This window comes from Ochrobactrum sp. PL_is483, assembly GCF_055816855.1.
This window is the reverse complement of sequence record NZ_JBVPGS010000021.1, coordinates 19,820-34,534: the sequence shown is the minus strand read 5'-3', so window position 1 is coordinate 34,534 and position 14,715 is coordinate 19,820. Positions and strand designations below refer to the sequence as shown.

The following is a 14,715-nucleotide window of genomic DNA, read 5'->3' as shown; positions in this document are numbered from 1 at the left end:
CGCATCCGATATCAGCCTTGAAATTGCACAAGGCATCAATTCTCGGGAATAGCTTCATGACAGACCGTCAGTCCAAATATCTGCCCGCCAATATCAGCCAGCACGTCGATGACGTTACCGGCAGCCGACGCCTGCGCCGCATGCGCAAGGCCGACTGGTCGCGCAGGCTTGTGCAGGAAACCCGGTTGACGGTCGATGACCTTATCCTGCCTTTCTTCCTGACCTATGGCACCGGCGTCGCCGAACCTGTGGAAGCAATGCCCGGCGTTGAGCGTTACTCGGTCGACATGGCCGTGCGCATGGCCGAAAAAGCCGCGAAGCTGGGCATTCCCGCCATTGCCCCCTTCCCGCGCGAAAAGCTGGAAGTGAAGACCGAGGACGGCTCTTTCGTCGCGAGCCCGGATAATCTGATCAATCGTGCCGTGCGCGCAATCAAGAAGGAAGTGCCGGAAATCGGCATCATCACCGATGCAGCGCTCGACCCCTTCACCACGCATGGCCATGACGGCATCCTGCGTAACGGCGAGATCGTCAATGACGAATCGGTTGCCATGGTCGTGCGCGGCGCGCTTTCGCAGGCTGAAGCCGGTGCAGACATCATCGCACCTTCCGATATGATGGACGGCCGCGTCGGCGCTGTGCGTCAGGCGCTGGATGAGCATGGCTTCTGCCACATACCGATCATGTCCTATGCCACCAAGTTCGCTTCCGCTTTTTACGGTCCATATCGCGATGCCATTGGCACGCAGGGGCTGCTGAAAGGCGACAAGAAGACCTATTATCTCGATCCGGCCAATCCGGAAGAAGCCGTGCGCGAGGCCGAGCAGGACATTGCCGAAGGCGCGGACATGCTGATGGTAAAGCCCGGCCTGCCCTATCTCGACATCATTCATCGCCTCAAGAGCGAGTTCCGTCTTCCAACCTATGCCTATCAGGTGTCGGGCGAATACGCGATGATCAAGGCCGCTGGCATCAATGGCTGGATCGACGAGGAAAAGGTGATGATGGAAAGCCTGCTCGCCTTCAAGCGCGCTGGTTGTGACGGAATTCTCACCTACTTCGCAATCGAAGTGGCTGAAAAACTTAAGCAACAGGGTTAAGCGGCAAGCCCTTGCGGCAGGAAATCATCAAATTTCCTTGAAACCGCCGGTTTTGGTTCCCATGTTGATGACTGTTCCGCCGAGGTGGCGGGACAGCGCCGGTTCTCACATCCCCCCGGACGCTTCCTTGGAAACGACTGGAAGGAAAAATGTCCGACCATATTCTGCACGGCGAAGTCATGGGCCCGCGTTATGAAAGCCGCGCATTTTTTGAAGGCGTGCGCACGCGCCGCATTATGGCTTTTCTCATCGATTACCTGATTGTTTTCCTGCTCTGCATCCCCGCAGCAATCGTCATCGCAATTCTGGGCATAATCACGCTCAGCCTCGGCTGGATGCTCTACGGCATCATGTTTCCGATGGTGGCGCTGTTTTACGTAGCGCGCACGCTCGGCGGACCGCAGCAGGCCACCAAGGGCATGCAGATGATGAACATCAAGCTCGTCAGGCTCGAAGGCGGCACGGTCGATCCCCTGCTCGCAATTGTTCACACGGTCCTGTTCTGGGGTCTGAACGTTGTCCTGACGCCCCTGATCCTGCTTGCCTCGCTGGTTCTCGACCGCAAGCGCACAGTACACGATCTTCTGCTCGGCACGGCTGTCATTCGTTCGGACCGCTGACCTTCGCTGTCCGATTGAGGCGATGCTTCAAAAAAATTCAGAGCCGGCTGCGCAAAATGCCTATTGACGTTTTGTGCGGTCGGCTCAATCCTTAGAGCATGTCTCCCAGAAGTGGGAACCGGTTTCGGGAGACATGCGTGAAAACAAAAGCGTAAAGCGTGTCGTATGCGTGTGTTAGATGCGACCCGCTTTAGAGCCAGTATCGTGATGGTTTCGGTATTGCCATTTCGTGGATATTGAATGACCCATCAACCGCAACAGTCTCCGCAGTTCTTTCTGACAGCTCCGTCGCCCTGTCCTTATCTTGAAGGCCAGATGGAGCGAAAAGTCTTTACGCATCTGGTCGGAGACAAGGCGAACGAGATCAACGATCTTCTGACCCAGGGTGGTTTCCGCCGTTCCCAGAACATAGCTTACCGTCCGGCCTGCGAATTGTGCAGGGCCTGTGTTTCCGTTCGCATCCTTGCAGGCGAGTTCGAAATGACGCGCAACATGCGTCGCGTCTGGGCGCAGAACAGCGACCTGATCGGGCGTGTGCACAAGGCCCAGCCCAGCACCGAGCAATATGCGCTTTTCCGTGATTATCTCGATGCGCGCCATCGCTCGGGCGGCATGTCCGACATGACCGTGCTCGATTATGCGATGATGGTCGAGGACACTCACGTCAACACGCAGATCATCGAATATCGCCGACGCGGACCGGATAGTTTCATCGACCCGAAAGGTGATGGCGAGCTTATTGCCGTGGCTTTGACCGACGTGATGGCCGATGGCCTGTCGATGGTCTATTCGTTCTTCTCACCGCATTTGCATGACAGGTCGCTCGGCACCTATATGATCCTCGACCATATCAAGAGGGCACATGCGGCGGGCTTGCCGCACGTCTATCTCGGCTATTGGGTCGAGGGGTCACGCAAGATGCAATACAAGATCCGCTTCACCCCGCAGGAACATCTGGGTCCCCGCGGCTGGCAGCGATTTGAGGGTTAGACGCTGAGCTGCTTCTCCATTGGATATGACAGCGTCGTCCCCCACCATATTTGCGGTTCGCCTACTGGCTTATAGCCTTGTCCTGCATAAAATCGATGCGCCGTTTCCGTGCTGACAAGTCGGACAACCGTCACGCTCCGCAGCAAAAGATGCTTTTCGAACTCCGACAGGAGCGCCTTGCTGACACCGCGAAAACGATATTCCGGGGAAACATAATTCAGCAGGATTTCTCCCTCGTCCGTCGCCAGCCCGACCCCGGCCATGGCGCTGTCGATTTCCGCGACGAGCAAGGTTTGAAACGGTTGTTCTATCCACTTCCCCACGTTTTCAGGCGTTTTGTTGGCGAGCCACGGCAACAGAATATCGTCGCGCCCCCCGTGATCAGCCGTGCAAAGCTCGGCAATCGAACGCCTCAAAACATTGCAAATCTCGACGGCATCGTCAGGTATCGCCGCACGAATACGCATGAGAGCCTCCCGGAACGCGGTATGCGATCCACTCCATGCTATTCAATAATCAGGTGTAGATCGACCGCAACTTCTAGGGTCAGGACCGATTTAAAACTTGCCTGAACGCGGGAAACCCTTCGGCACCAGACGCCCCGCAGAAGCACGCGCGCCTATCCATTCGGCAAGCTCTTCCTTATTGCGATTGAACGTGCGGTCTGCCGAATCCTGCCAGGAAAGCCCTTCGGCAATGGCAAAGGTGCGGACGTCGGATACACCGCCATCCTTGTACTTTTGCAGGCGCACGCCCTTGCCGCGTGTCATTTCGGGAATGTCGGAAAGCGGGAAGACCACCATCTTGCGGTTTTCGCCGACGACCGCGATATAATCGCCGGAAACCCGCTGGCAAAGCTTCGCCTCGTCCGGCGCCTTGACGTTCATCACCTGTTTGCCCTTGCGGGTGTTGGCGACAGCCTCGCTTTCAGGAACGATGAAACCATTACCTTCATGCGATACCAGCAGCAGTTTCGCCGCCGGATCGTGGACGAAGGCTGTCAGGATATCCTGATCGTTTTCCATGTCGACAAGAATGCGGATCGGCTCGCCATGACCGCGACCGCCCGGCAGTGTGTTCGCGCCAATGGTGAAGAACTTGCCGCCGGTCGTGAAGAACAGAAGCTTGTCGGTGGTTTCCGCATGGAAAGCGAGCTTGAGCTTGTCGCCTTCCTTGAAGGACAGCGTCGAGAAATCGGCCAGATGCCCCTTCATCGCACGCAGCCAGCCCTTTTCGGATACAACGATCGTGACCGGCTCACGCTCGATCATCGCCTGATGAATATCTTCCAGATCATGGGTCGGCGCTTCGGCAAAATGGGTACGGCGCTCCCCAAGCTTGGTCTTCGGTCCGAATTTTTCGCGCACGGCCTTGATTTCGGCGCTGATCTTCTTCCACTGACGTGTACCGGAAGCAAGCAACCCTTCGAGATCGGTCTTCTCGGCGGTGAGGTCATCGAACTCCTTGCGGATTTCGAATTCCTCAAGCTTGCGCAACGAACGCAGACGCATATTGAGGATCGACTCAGCCTGAACGTCTGTCAGTTCGAATGTCCGCATCAAGTCCTGTTTCGGCTCATCCTCCTCACGGATGATGCGGATCACCTCATCCAGATTGAGATAGGCAATCAGGAAGCCGCCAAGAATTTCCAGGCGTCTTTCGATTTCCGCCAGCCGGAACTGCGAGCGGCGGACAAGCACTTCCTTGCGGTGGTCGAGCCATTCGCGCAGCACCGCGCCCAGCGAAAGAACGTTCGGGACCTTGCCGTGCGACAGCACGTTCATGTTGAGCGAAACGCGGCTTTCAAGCTCGGTCAGCTTGAACAGCGATTCCATCAGCAGCTCGGGATCGACGGTGCGGTTCTTCGGCTCCAGAACGATGCGGATATCTTCCGCCGACTCGTCGCGAATGTCGTCAAGGAGCGGCAGCTTCTTCGCCAGCAGCAATTCGGCGATTTTTTCGATGAGGCGTGACTTCTGCACCTGATAGGGAATTTCGGTGACGACAATCACCCATGTGCCGCGATTGCCCTCCTCCTTTTCCCATTTCGCGCGAACGCGAAATGCGCCGCGACCAGTGCGATAGGCATCGACAATATTGCCATGCTCTTCGACAAGGATGCCGCCGGTCGGGAAATCCGGGCCGCGTACCTTGGTCTTCAACAGCGCAGCAGGATCGGTCTTCGCTTCCTGTTCGATTTCCGCATATTGTTCCGGCGAGGTAACGAGTTCCTCCACCGGCGCATCGGGATGATTGATCAGATAAAGCGCCGATGAGCAAAGCTCCGCCACATTATGCGGCGGAATGTTGGTCGCCATGCCGACCGCGATGCCAGCAGAACCATTGGCCAGCAGGTTCGGGAAAGCGCCCGGAAGGACGATGGGCTCCTCGTCTTCCTCATTATAGGTCGGACGAAAATCGATGGCGTTTTCGTTGATGCCTTCGAGCAGCAGCGTCGCCACTTCCGTCATGCGCGCTTCGGTATAACGCATGGCGGCGGCGTTATCGCCGTCGATATTGCCAAAATTGCCCTGCCCGTCCACCAGCGGATAACGCACGGCAAAATCCTGCGCCAGACGCACCAGCGCATCGTAGATCGACGCATCGCCGTGGGGATGGAACTTACCCATCACGTCGCCGACGATACGCGCGCATTTCGCATAGGCCTGATCGGGATTGAGGCGCAACAGGCGCATGGCGTGCATGATGCGGCGATGCACCGGCTTCAGGCCGTCGCGCACGTCCGGCAGCGCACGATGCATGATCGTCGACAACGCATAAGCGAGGTAACGTTCCTCGAGAGCCGACTTGAGATCGACCCGCTCGATGTGTTCTTCGCCGTCGTCCGGCGGAATCAGACTTTTTCCCATGTCTCTTCGTACCAACTGCGCGATTCGCCAGCAAGAGTTCAGGAGAACCAATCCAGTACATTAGTGTGTAATAGTCGCAATCCTGCCGCCATTTGCGTCCTATAGAGCTATTCGGTTGGATTTCCCCTGCTGCAATCGCAGGCTGAACAAATCATGTTGTTGTTGCACATGATTTCTGCCTATGAATGCCGCGCTACATTAAAGACTAGGCAGGAGCTTTCGAATGCAGGTTTTCGTCAACATCAAGCCAGCGGCACGTGTTTTGGCCGCCGGTACAGCGCTTTCGCTGGTATTCGGCAGCGCAGCCATGGCCGCTGACGCCAATGCGGTGGCCGAGCGCATCAAGGCGCTCTACGCGAAACAGGGCGGCGAACTGAGCTTCGCCAATGTTCAGGCAAACGGCTCCGACATCGTGCTTCAGGGCACCAAGATCAAGCTGCCGACGGTGGGCGAAAAGGAAACCGCCATCGGCGACGTGACGCTCCAGAACGTGCAGGATGCACCGGACGGCGGTTACAGCATCGAACAGGTCACCGTGCCAGACCTGGCGTTTGCCGGTCAGTCCGGCAAGAATGACAAGGCCGAAATGAAGGGCCTTATCATGCAGAACCTGCATATTCCGTCGGAAAAGGCCAAGGGCCCGCTCGACAGCATGGTGATGTACGACAAGCTGAAGATCGACGAAATCCTGTTCGGCACGCCCGGCAAAGACGGCGCCACGGTGAAGGGCTTCGACCTGTCGCTCGACACTACCAATAAGGCTGAGAAGATCGGCTATGTCTGGAACATAGCCAATATCGACGCGACCTTTGAAAAAGGCGGCAAGAACCCGCTTGCGCCGCTCGATATGAACACGTTCAACGGCTCGCTGACCTCCAAGGGCAGCTGGTCGCCGACTTCCGGCGACACGTCGCTGGACCAGCTGGAGCTTGAGGCAAAGGAACTCGGCAAGATCAACATCACCGGCAGCCTTGGCGGGTATGATCTGGCTTTCCTCGAAGCCGTCCAGAAGACACAGGAAAACATGAGCAAGGCCGATGCGGACAAGGATGCCGCTGGTCTCGCCATTCTTGGTCTTGCGGAACAGCTGAACCTCAAGAACCTGTCGATCCGTTTCGACAACGATACCCTGACCCAGAAGGTTCTGGATTATTACGGAAAGCAACAGGGCGCGGATGGCAAGCAGCTTGGCCAGCAGATGAAGATGATGGTTCCGCTGATGGCAACGCAGCTGAAGAACCCGGAATTTGCCCAGCAGCTCAAGGCCGCGTCCGACAAGTTCTTCGACGATCCGAAGTCGCTGACCATCAGCGCGACGCCCGACCAGCCGGTGACCTTCGCTTCCATCGTTGCCACGGCATCGCTGGACCCGACGAAGATCATCCAGCTTCTGAAAGTCAGCGTCGACGCCAACAATTAAACGATAAGTCCGGTGAGTTTTCTCACCGGACTTTTTCAAAGGCAATAAAAAACCCGGCTCGACACCGGGTTTTTTTCATGTGGGCTTCAGCTCTTTTGCACCGGGGCCAGACGGATATGCAGGTCGCGCAATTGCGCGGGCGTCACATCCGAAGGCGCGTTCATCAGAAGATCGAGCGCCTGCTGGTTCATCGGGAACAGCGAAATTTCGCGCAGGTTCTTCGCGCCGACCAGAAGCATGATCACGCGGTCGATACCGGCAGCCATGCCACCATGCGGAGGCGCGCCATATTGGAACGCACGGTAGAGACCGCCGAAACGCTCTTCCACGTCCTGCTGGCTGAGACCAACTTTCTCGAAAGCCTTGACCATCACGTCCGGCAGCTGGTTACGGATCGAGCCGGACGCAATTTCAAAGCCGTTGCAGACGAGATCGTACTGATAGGCCTTGATGGCGAGCGGATCCTGGTTTTCCAGCGCGTCCATGCCGCCCTGCGGCATGGAGAACGGGTTGTGCGCGAAGTCGAGCTTCTTGTTGTCCTCGTCCCATTCGTAGAACGGGAAGTCGATGATCCAGGCGAGTTCGAAACGGTCGCGATCGACGAGGTTCAGTTCTTCGCCTGCGCGGGTGCGGGCATCGCCAGCGAACTTGTAGAACTTGGAGGGCAGACCGGCAACGAAGAAGCAGGCATCGCCATCGCCGAGGCCAAGCTGGTTGCGCAGCGCTTCGGTGCGTTCTTCGCCGATGTTCTTGGCAATCGGGCCGGCACCTTCGAGCTTGTCGCCTTCCTTGCGCCAGAAGATATAGCCGAGGCCCGGCTGACCCTCGCCCTGCGCCCAGGAATTCATGCGGTCGCAGAATGCGCGGCTTCCGCCCGTCTTGGCCGGGATTGCCCAGACTTCAACCTTCGGGTCGTTGGCGATCATGTTTGCGAAGACCTTGAAGCCCGAACCTGCAAAATGTTCAGTCACGGCCTGCATTTCAATCGGGTTGCGCAGGTCCGGCTTGTCCGAACCATAGGTGCGGATCGCATCGTCATAGGCGATGCGACGGAATTTCTGCGTCACCGGCTTGCCTTCGGCGAACTCTTCGAAAATGCCGCGCATGACGGGTTCCATCGTTTCCCAGACTTCTTCCTGGGTCACGAAGCTCATTTCAAGATCGAGCTGGTAGAACTCGCCCGGCAGACGGTCGGCGCGCGGGTCTTCGTCGCGGAAGCACGGCGCAATCTGGAAGTAGCGGTCGAAACCGGCAACCATCAAAAGCTGCTTGTACTGCTGCGGTGCCTGCGGCAGCGCATAGAACTTGCCTTCGTGAATACGGCTCGGCACGAGGAAGTCGCGCGCGCCTTCCGGCGAGGAAGCCGTCAGGATCGGCGTGGTGAACTCGTTGAAGCCGATCTCGGTCATGCGGCGACGCATCGCGGCGATGATCTTCGTGCGGCTCATGATGTTCTTGTGCAGCGTTTCGCGGCGCAGGTCGAGGAAGCGGTATTTCAGGCGAATGTCTTCCGGATAGTCCGGCTCGCCAAAGACCGGCAGCGGCAATTCCTTGGCAGCCGCCAGCACTTCGATTTCCGTTGCGAAGATTTCCACTTCGCCGGTCGGCAGGTTGGCGTTGACCGCATCGTCTGCGCGGGCCTTCACTTCACCATCGACACGGATAACCCATTCGCCGCGAACGGTTTCAGCAACCTTGAAGGCGGGCGAATCGGGATCGGCCACGATCTGGGTAATGCCGTAATGATCGCGAAGATCGATGAAGAGAATGCCGCCATGGTCACGGACGCGGTGAACCCAGCCGGACAGACGGACAGTCGAACCAACGTCCGTCTTGCGAAGGGCTGCGCAGGTATGGCTGCGGTAACGATGCATGATTTCTGCCTTTTGGTAAGATAAATCAGTGCAGGCAAAGCGCTGCAAATTCTGGCGGAAAAGCGCATTTTGCCCGGGTTTTGTCAAGTCTGCACTCTCTGCAAGCGTCGAGGTTCGGGCGTCTTGACGCAAAGTATCGACAAAAAACACTATTTGCACTTGTTATACGGCGCGTTTTGCGCATTCTTTCGGGACAAGCGGCCGCGCTTTCTCTAAAAGGTAACCATGCATCTTATTACGACGACAGAGGCCCTCGAAGAGGCCGTATCCGCCCTTGCCAAATCCGATTTCGTCACAGTCGACACGGAATTCATCCGCGAAACGACGTTCTGGCCGGAATTGTGCCTTATCCAGATGGCTTCGCCCGACCACACGGCGCTTGTAGACGCTCTCGCGCCGGGGCTGGACCTCGCACCCTTCTTCCGCCTGATGGCCGACGAAAAAGTGGTCAAGGTTTTCCATGCCGCGCGACAGGACATCGAAATCGTCTTCCACCTCGGCGACCTGATCCCTTCGCCTGTCTTCGACAGTCAGGTGGCAGCGATGGTCTGCGGCTTTGGCGATGCCATTTCCTATGACCAGCTTGTGCAGAAAGTCACCGGCAAGCATATCGACAAGTCGTCCCGGTTTACCGACTGGCGACGCCGCCCCCTTTCCGACAAGCAGCTCGACTATGCGCTGGCGGACGTGACCTATTTGCGCGACATTTATCTCTATCTGAAACAGGAACTGGAGAAAGAGGGTCGCAGCGAGTGGGTGAACGAGGAAATGGCGGTGCTGACTTCCCGCGAAACCTACGATCTTCATCCAGACGATGCATGGCGGCGGGTCAAGGCGCGTGTTCGCAAGCCAATCGAGCAGGCAATCGTGCAGGCCGTCGCCGCCTGGCGCGAACGTGAAGCCCGCGAACGCAATGTGCCGCGCGGACGCATCATCAAGGACGACACGATTGCCGAAATCGCCCAGCAGCAGCCGCGCGATGCGGAAGCGCTTGGACGTCTTCGTTCAATCCCGAAAGGTTGGGAGCGTTCCGCACAGGCGGCAGGTCTCGTCGTCGCGATCCAGTCGGCGCTTGAAATCCCGAAGGAGGACTTGCCCAAATTGCCAAAGCCGTCCCATTCGCCGGAAGGCAGCGCGGCGGCTGCAGATATTCTCAAGGTATTGCTGAAGCTGGTCACCGAAGAACACGGGGTCGCAGCAAAGATTGTGGCGAGTTCTGACGACATCGACAAGATCGCCGCAGAAGGCGACAAGGCAAACGTGCCTGCCCTGCATGGCTGGCGCCGCGAAGTTTTCGGCCAGAAGGCCCTCGACCTCATCGACGGCAAGATCGGCATCAAATTCGAGAACCGGCGGATAAGGGCGGTGGAGTTAGGGCAGTAGGGCAATAAGGCAGTAAGGCATTATGTGAATGCTCGCGCTAAACATACTGCCTTACTGCCTTATTCACTTACTGCCTTATTCCCTCGTTCCCTCAATCGCGCCGTCGCCGACCGCGAAATAGATGTTCTTGCCCGTCAGTTTTGCCAGTTGCTGCAACCGGCCTTCGGGACGGTCCGAAATCAGATCGGCAAGATCGCCGGGAACGACCAGCGCAACGCCGTTTTCTTCCTCGCGCCAGACAAGGCGCGGGATGACGCCGGGCATCGAAGCGGACAGAAGATAGACCACGCGCAGCAAGGCCCCGAGCAGTTTTGCCCGTTCGCGCAGGCGCGGCGTGGCGAGTTGCACGATCTCCGGCGCGATTTCGTCCTCGATCAGCCCTTCGTGACGATAATAATTGGCAAGCGCCATGAAGGAACGTCCCGCATGGTCGATACCGCCGAACGAGCCGTGGGCGATAATGTTCAGCGCCTGCGAGCCGCGATAGTCAGGATGCGCGCGCCAGCTTATATCGGCCACGAGGCAGGCGGCCTGCCTGTAGCGCGCTTCGTCGTCGCTTTCGTCAAAACCGAGTACCGGCAGGGACAATGTCGTCCATGTCGCGAGCTCCCGGGCATGGCGCGGAGAACGTGAGCGCAGAATGGAAAACTCTTCCGCCGAAGCCAAGAGCGGATCAAGAAGCTGCTCGTTCTTGGGTAGAAGCGAATAAAGATAGCCTTCGCGCACGCCGAGCGCCGAGAAAACAATTTTGGCGGGCTTCATCAGGCGGATCGTCTCAAGTAGCACCGTCGCGCCGTAAGACAAAAGCTGGCGGCGGTTCTTTGAAACTGCCTCGATGCCGCGCATCGTGTCGAGATTGCCCTTGGCGACGCGCTTCAGGAAGCTTTGCGCTTCCACCGGGTTCATCTCGTAGCCGTGCATGACATGCAGCGGATAATTCTTCGCCGTCATATGCAGCTTGGCAAGGTTACGCCACGTGCCGCCAACCGCATAGAAAACCTGGCCCTGATGAGCTTTCAGAAGCGTCGCCTTCGCCAGTTCCGCACGCGCGATCTTCGTCGCCTCGGGCAGTTTCTCGTTGGACATATCCTGCAAGCGCAAGCCGCCGAGCGGCAAGGTGATCCCCTCGCCGACCTCGTGATCGTCCACGGCGACCAGTTCAAGACTGCCGCCACCGAGATCGCCCGTCACACCCTTCGGCTTGTAGAAGCCGGAGATGATCCCGAGCGCTGAATAGTAGGCTTCTTCCTTGCCGGACAGCACCTCGATGTGCCGTCCAAGAATGGCTTCCGCCTGAGCGATGAAGTCGGGACCGTTCTTCGCTTCACGCGCTGCCGCAGTTGCCAGCGCGTGAATGGAAACCGCGCCCGCCTGCTCGGCCAGAGCGCGAAAACGTTTGAGCGCGCGAAGTGCCGCTTCAACGGATTTCTCGTTGAGCTTGCCGGTCTTTGCGAGGCCTTTGCCAAGGCCGCAGAGAATCTTTTCGTTGAAAAGCACCGTCGGCGAACGGACGATGCCTTCATAGATGACGACACGGATCGAGTTCGAGCCAATGTCGATGACCGCAACGGGTTTCAGCCCCTTGAGGCGGCCTTGTGCTACAGCTGGACTCATGCAGTCGTTTTTCTTTCCGCCTGCGCACGCTTGCGATGCGCGATAAGGCGGGGGGCCGAAGACTTCAGCGACTTTCCGCGACCCGATAGGCTAGGATTGGTCATGAAATATTCCTGCGCGTTGAAAGCTTCCTCTCCTGCCTCTTTTTCTATCCGGCGAGAGGTGCCGTCCGCAAGTAGCTGATAGCTCTGTTGGTTATCAATTATGTTGGCAAACATGATTTGCGACAGGATTTGCTGGTGCACTGTGGCATTTGTGATCGGAACGAGGGTCTCCACGCGGCGATCCAGATTGCGCGGCATCATATCGGCGGAGCCAATATAGACGATGGCCTTGTCGGACGGCAGGTCGTTGCCGTTTCCAAAGCAGAAAATGCGGCTATGCTCGAGAAAACGCCCGACAATCGATTTGGCGCGAATATTGTCGGAAAGCCCCGGAACCCCCGGCCTCAGACAGCAGATGCCCCGTACGACGAGATCGATCTGCACACCCGCCTGGCTCGCCATATAGAGCGCGTCAATAATCTGTGGATCAACCAGCGCATTCATCTTCATCCAGATGGCCGCCGGACGCCCGGCCTTCGCATGGGCGACTTCATCCTCGATGTGTTTCAGTATGCGGGCGCGCAGCGTGAAAGGTGAAATCGCGATCTTCATCTCTTCGGCAGGCTGCGCATAGCCCGTGATGAAATTGAAGATATGGGCCACATCGCGCGCAATATCGGCATCCGACGTGAAGAATGACAGATCGGTGTAGATGCGCGCCGTGATCGGATGATAATTGCCGGTGCCAAGATGCACATAGGAGCGCAGCTTCTGGTCTTCGCGGCGCACCACCAGTGACATTTTCGCGTGGGTTTTCAACTCGATAAAGCCGAACACCACCTGTACGCCGGCGCGTTCCAGATCGCGCGCCCAGCGAATGTTGGCTTCCTCATCGAAACGGGCTTTCAGCTCGACCAGCGCCGTCACCGACTTGCCGGCCTCGGCGGCATCCACCAGCGCGCGCACGATGGGGCTATCGTTGGAGGTGCGATAAAGCGTCTGCTTGATGGCCAGTACGTCCGGGTCGGCTGCGGCCTGCCGCAGGAACTGCACCACGACGTCGAAGGATTCATAAGGGTGATGAACCACGATGTCCTTTTCGCGAATCGCTGCGAAGCAGTCGCCGCCATGTTCGCGTATGCGCTCGGGGAAACGCGGGTTGTAGGATACGAATTTGAGGTCCTCGCGCGGGATCGAAACGATCTCCGAAATCATGTTTAGCGCCAGCAGGCCCTCATGAACGCTGATGCGGTTTTCGGAAACGCCCAGTTCCGTCGCCACGAAAACGCGCAGCGCTTCGGGCATTTCACCGTCGAACTCGATACGGATCACCTGCCCGCGGCGGCGGCGTTTCAGCGCTGTCTCGAAGAGGCGAACCAGATCTTCCGCCTCTTCCTCGACTTCTATATCGCTGTCGCGGATGATGCGGAACGTACCGGCGCCGCGCACTTCATAACCGGGGAAAAGCCGCCCGATGAACAGGCTCACTGCATCCTCGATGGTGATGAAACGATAGACATTGGCCTGATCCGTCGGCAGCTGGATAAAGCGCTTCAATGCAACCGGGATACGCAGGAGCGCCGTCATCGGATGGTTATCGGCGCGCCGCGCAAGCTGCAATGCGATGGAAAAACCAAGGTTCGGAATGAATGGAAACGGATGCGCCGGATCGATGGAAAGCGGTGTCAGGACCGGAAAAATCGTCTCAAGGAAGTGGTTTTCGAGCCATTCCTTCTCCGGCTTTGAAAGCGCGGACGGGCGGACGATCTCAATGCTTTCCTGTTCCAGCTCCTCACGCAAGGCGCGCAGGCGTTGCTGCTGCTCTTCCTGCAAGCGCCCTACCTCGTCCAGAACGAAATCGAGCTGTTCCTGCGGCGTGCGTCCATCGGCACTGCGCATCGCCACACCAGCGCGCACCTGCGCGGCAAGACCGGCGATGCGGACCATGAAGAATTCATCGAGATTGGCGGCGGAAATGGACAGGAAGCGGAGGCGTTCGAGCAAGGGCTGCCGCATGTTCGCGGCTTCATCGAGAACGCGCCGATTGAATTGCAACCAGGAAAACTCGCGATTGACAAAGCGGTCGGCACTTTCCATCAGCTCGCCATTCAAAGCTTTGTGAATGTCGGGGGCTGCATCCATGTCGGGAACGATGGGGGGAGTGGGGGCCTGTCCGGCTGTCATTTCGTGTGTCCCGCCTTGGAGTGCGCTGGGGGTTTCGCTCGCCATAACGCTGTTTTCGCTCATTTTTCCTGTCCCGACTTCCGCCGGAACATTCCGGCTCTGCCTTTTTGCTTTAAGCACATCTGATCCCGAAAACCGCTTCACACTTTTCGGGGTGCGCCATAAGCCTATGGCTGTCATATGACAGTTTGATAGCATATAGCTTGAAATGTCCTCAGAATTGATGAAAACGCTTCCGGAAACAAGACTTTCGCGCTACACGCATGCCAATGTCTATGCATGATCTTGCCCGGCACTCGGCGCAAGACCAAGCCCATACCGCCCATCGACCAGAACCGGAGCATGTTATGTCCGATCACATCATTCCTCACTTTCAGAACGACGCCGGCCATGCTGCCATCGAAATCGGCGTGAAGGAATTCATGTGCGTCGGTGCAAACCCGCCTTTTGATCATCCGCACGTGTTTCTCGACATGGGCGATGAAAGCGAAGTCGTTTGCCCGTATTGCTCGACGCTCTATCGCTACAATGCAAAGCTCCATGCCGACGAAACCGTTCCGGCTGGCTGCGCTTACGAAGCACCTGCCGATAAAGCAGCCTGATCCCGGCTGCTGAT

The 14,715-nt window shown here is 57.7% G+C and carries 11 protein-coding genes; 6 read left to right on the top strand and 5 right to left on the bottom strand.

Features of this window, described 5'->3' with window-relative positions:
- Positions 1-56: 56 nt before the first annotated feature.
- The 3 genes from hemB to AC0TNJ_RS02265 all read left to right on the top strand — a co-directional run bounded on the left by hemB (position 57) and on the right by AC0TNJ_RS02265 (position 2,710).
- Positions 57-1,100, top strand: a complete 1,044-nt coding sequence (gene hemB, locus AC0TNJ_RS02275) for a porphobilinogen synthase (RefSeq protein ID WP_473767273.1) — start codon at positions 57-59, stop codon at positions 1,098-1,100.
- Positions 1,101-1,249: 149 nt separating this feature from the next.
- Positions 1,250-1,720 (top strand): RDD family protein, encoded by a 471-nt coding sequence (locus AC0TNJ_RS02270; RefSeq protein ID WP_122003458.1) that lies wholly within the window; start codon positions 1,250-1,252, stop codon positions 1,718-1,720.
- 240 nt (positions 1,721-1,960) lie between these two features.
- Positions 1,961-2,710 carry an arginyltransferase gene (locus tag AC0TNJ_RS02265; RefSeq protein ID WP_473770103.1) on the top strand — a complete coding sequence of 250 codons (750 nt, stop codon included), beginning with the start codon at positions 1,961-1,963 and terminating at the stop codon, positions 2,708-2,710.
- On the opposite strand, the gene AC0TNJ_RS02260 is transcribed toward AC0TNJ_RS02265, so the two are convergent.
- Positions 2,707-3,177 (bottom strand): GNAT family N-acetyltransferase, encoded by a 471-nt coding sequence (locus AC0TNJ_RS02260; RefSeq protein WP_473770102.1) that lies wholly within the window; start codon positions 3,175-3,177, stop codon positions 2,707-2,709. The two genes, AC0TNJ_RS02265 and AC0TNJ_RS02260, sit on opposite strands and share 4 nt — an antisense overlap.
- Before the next feature lie 90 nt (positions 3,178-3,267).
- On the bottom strand, positions 3,268-5,580 hold the full coding sequence (gene parC / locus AC0TNJ_RS02255; RefSeq protein ID WP_473770101.1) for a DNA topoisomerase IV subunit A: 2,313 nt from the start codon (positions 5,578-5,580) through the stop codon (positions 3,268-3,270).
- 223 nt (positions 5,581-5,803) lie between these two features.
- Between parC and AC0TNJ_RS02250 the strand changes: the two genes are divergently transcribed.
- Positions 5,804-7,000 (top strand): hypothetical protein, encoded by a 1,197-nt coding sequence (locus AC0TNJ_RS02250; protein WP_473770100.1) that lies wholly within the window; start codon positions 5,804-5,806, stop codon positions 6,998-7,000.
- Between the two features lie 86 nt (positions 7,001-7,086).
- Here AC0TNJ_RS02250 and aspS read toward each other — a convergent pair whose 3' ends face one another.
- Positions 7,087-8,874, bottom strand: coding sequence for an aspartate--tRNA ligase (gene aspS, locus AC0TNJ_RS02245; RefSeq protein ID WP_473767277.1), 1,788 nt, complete (start codon positions 8,872-8,874; stop codon positions 7,087-7,089).
- 225 nt (positions 8,875-9,099) lie between these two features.
- Between aspS and rnd the strand changes: the two genes are divergently transcribed.
- Entirely contained in the window at positions 9,100-10,257 is a 1,158-nt protein-coding gene (gene rnd / locus AC0TNJ_RS02240; RefSeq protein WP_473770099.1) for a ribonuclease D, read from the top strand.
- 75 nt (positions 10,258-10,332) lie between these two features.
- On the opposite strand, the gene ppx is transcribed toward rnd, so the two are convergent.
- Both ppx and AC0TNJ_RS02230 read right to left on the bottom strand, forming a co-directional pair.
- Complete coding sequence (gene ppx, locus AC0TNJ_RS02235; protein ID WP_122003465.1) at positions 10,333-11,871, bottom strand: exopolyphosphatase; 1,539 nt, start codon at positions 11,869-11,871, stop codon at positions 10,333-10,335.
- Positions 11,868-14,099 (bottom strand): RNA degradosome polyphosphate kinase, encoded by a 2,232-nt coding sequence (locus tag AC0TNJ_RS02230; protein ID WP_473770098.1) that lies wholly within the window; start codon positions 14,097-14,099, stop codon positions 11,868-11,870. Before AC0TNJ_RS02230 ends, ppx begins: the two co-directional genes overlap by 4 nt.
- Positions 14,100-14,446: 347 nt before the next feature.
- Here AC0TNJ_RS02230 and AC0TNJ_RS02225 point away from each other — a divergent pair, with 347 nt between their 5' ends.
- Complete coding sequence (locus AC0TNJ_RS02225) at positions 14,447-14,701, top strand: zinc-finger domain-containing protein (protein ID WP_122003467.1); 255 nt, start codon at positions 14,447-14,449, stop codon at positions 14,699-14,701.
- The last annotated feature ends 14 nt before the right edge of the window (positions 14,702-14,715 follow it).

What these genes read in the sequence shown, in the direction of transcription:
- hemB (WP_473767273.1), top strand. Translation starts at nt 57, where the DNA reads ATGACAGACCGTCAGTCCAAATATCTGCCCGCCAATATCAGCCAGCAC.
- AC0TNJ_RS02265 (WP_473770103.1), top strand. Translation starts at nt 1,961, where the DNA reads ATGACCCATCAACCGCAACAGTCTCCGCAGTTCTTTCTGACAGCTCCG.
- AC0TNJ_RS02270 (WP_122003458.1), top strand. Translation starts at nt 1,250, where the DNA reads ATGTCCGACCATATTCTGCACGGCGAAGTCATGGGCCCGCGTTATGAA.
- aspS (WP_473767277.1), bottom strand. Translation starts at nt 8,874, where the DNA reads ATGCATCGTTACCGCAGCCATACCTGCGCAGCCCTTCGCAAGACGGAC.
- ppx (WP_122003465.1), bottom strand. Translation starts at nt 11,871, where the DNA reads ATGAGTCCAGCTGTAGCACAAGGCCGCCTCAAGGGGCTGAAACCCGTT.
- parC (WP_473770101.1), bottom strand. Translation starts at nt 5,580, where the DNA reads ATGGGAAAAAGTCTGATTCCGCCGGACGACGGCGAAGAACACATCGAG.
- AC0TNJ_RS02250 (WP_473770100.1), top strand. Translation starts at nt 5,804, where the DNA reads ATGCAGGTTTTCGTCAACATCAAGCCAGCGGCACGTGTTTTGGCCGCC.
- rnd (WP_473770099.1), top strand. Translation starts at nt 9,100, where the DNA reads ATGCATCTTATTACGACGACAGAGGCCCTCGAAGAGGCCGTATCCGCC.
- AC0TNJ_RS02230 (WP_473770098.1), bottom strand. Translation starts at nt 14,099, where the DNA reads ATGACAGCCGGACAGGCCCCCACTCCCCCCATCGTTCCCGACATGGAT.
- AC0TNJ_RS02225 (WP_122003467.1), top strand. Translation starts at nt 14,447, where the DNA reads ATGTCCGATCACATCATTCCTCACTTTCAGAACGACGCCGGCCATGCT.
- AC0TNJ_RS02260 (WP_473770102.1), bottom strand. Translation starts at nt 3,177, where the DNA reads ATGCGTATTCGTGCGGCGATACCTGACGATGCCGTCGAGATTTGCAAT.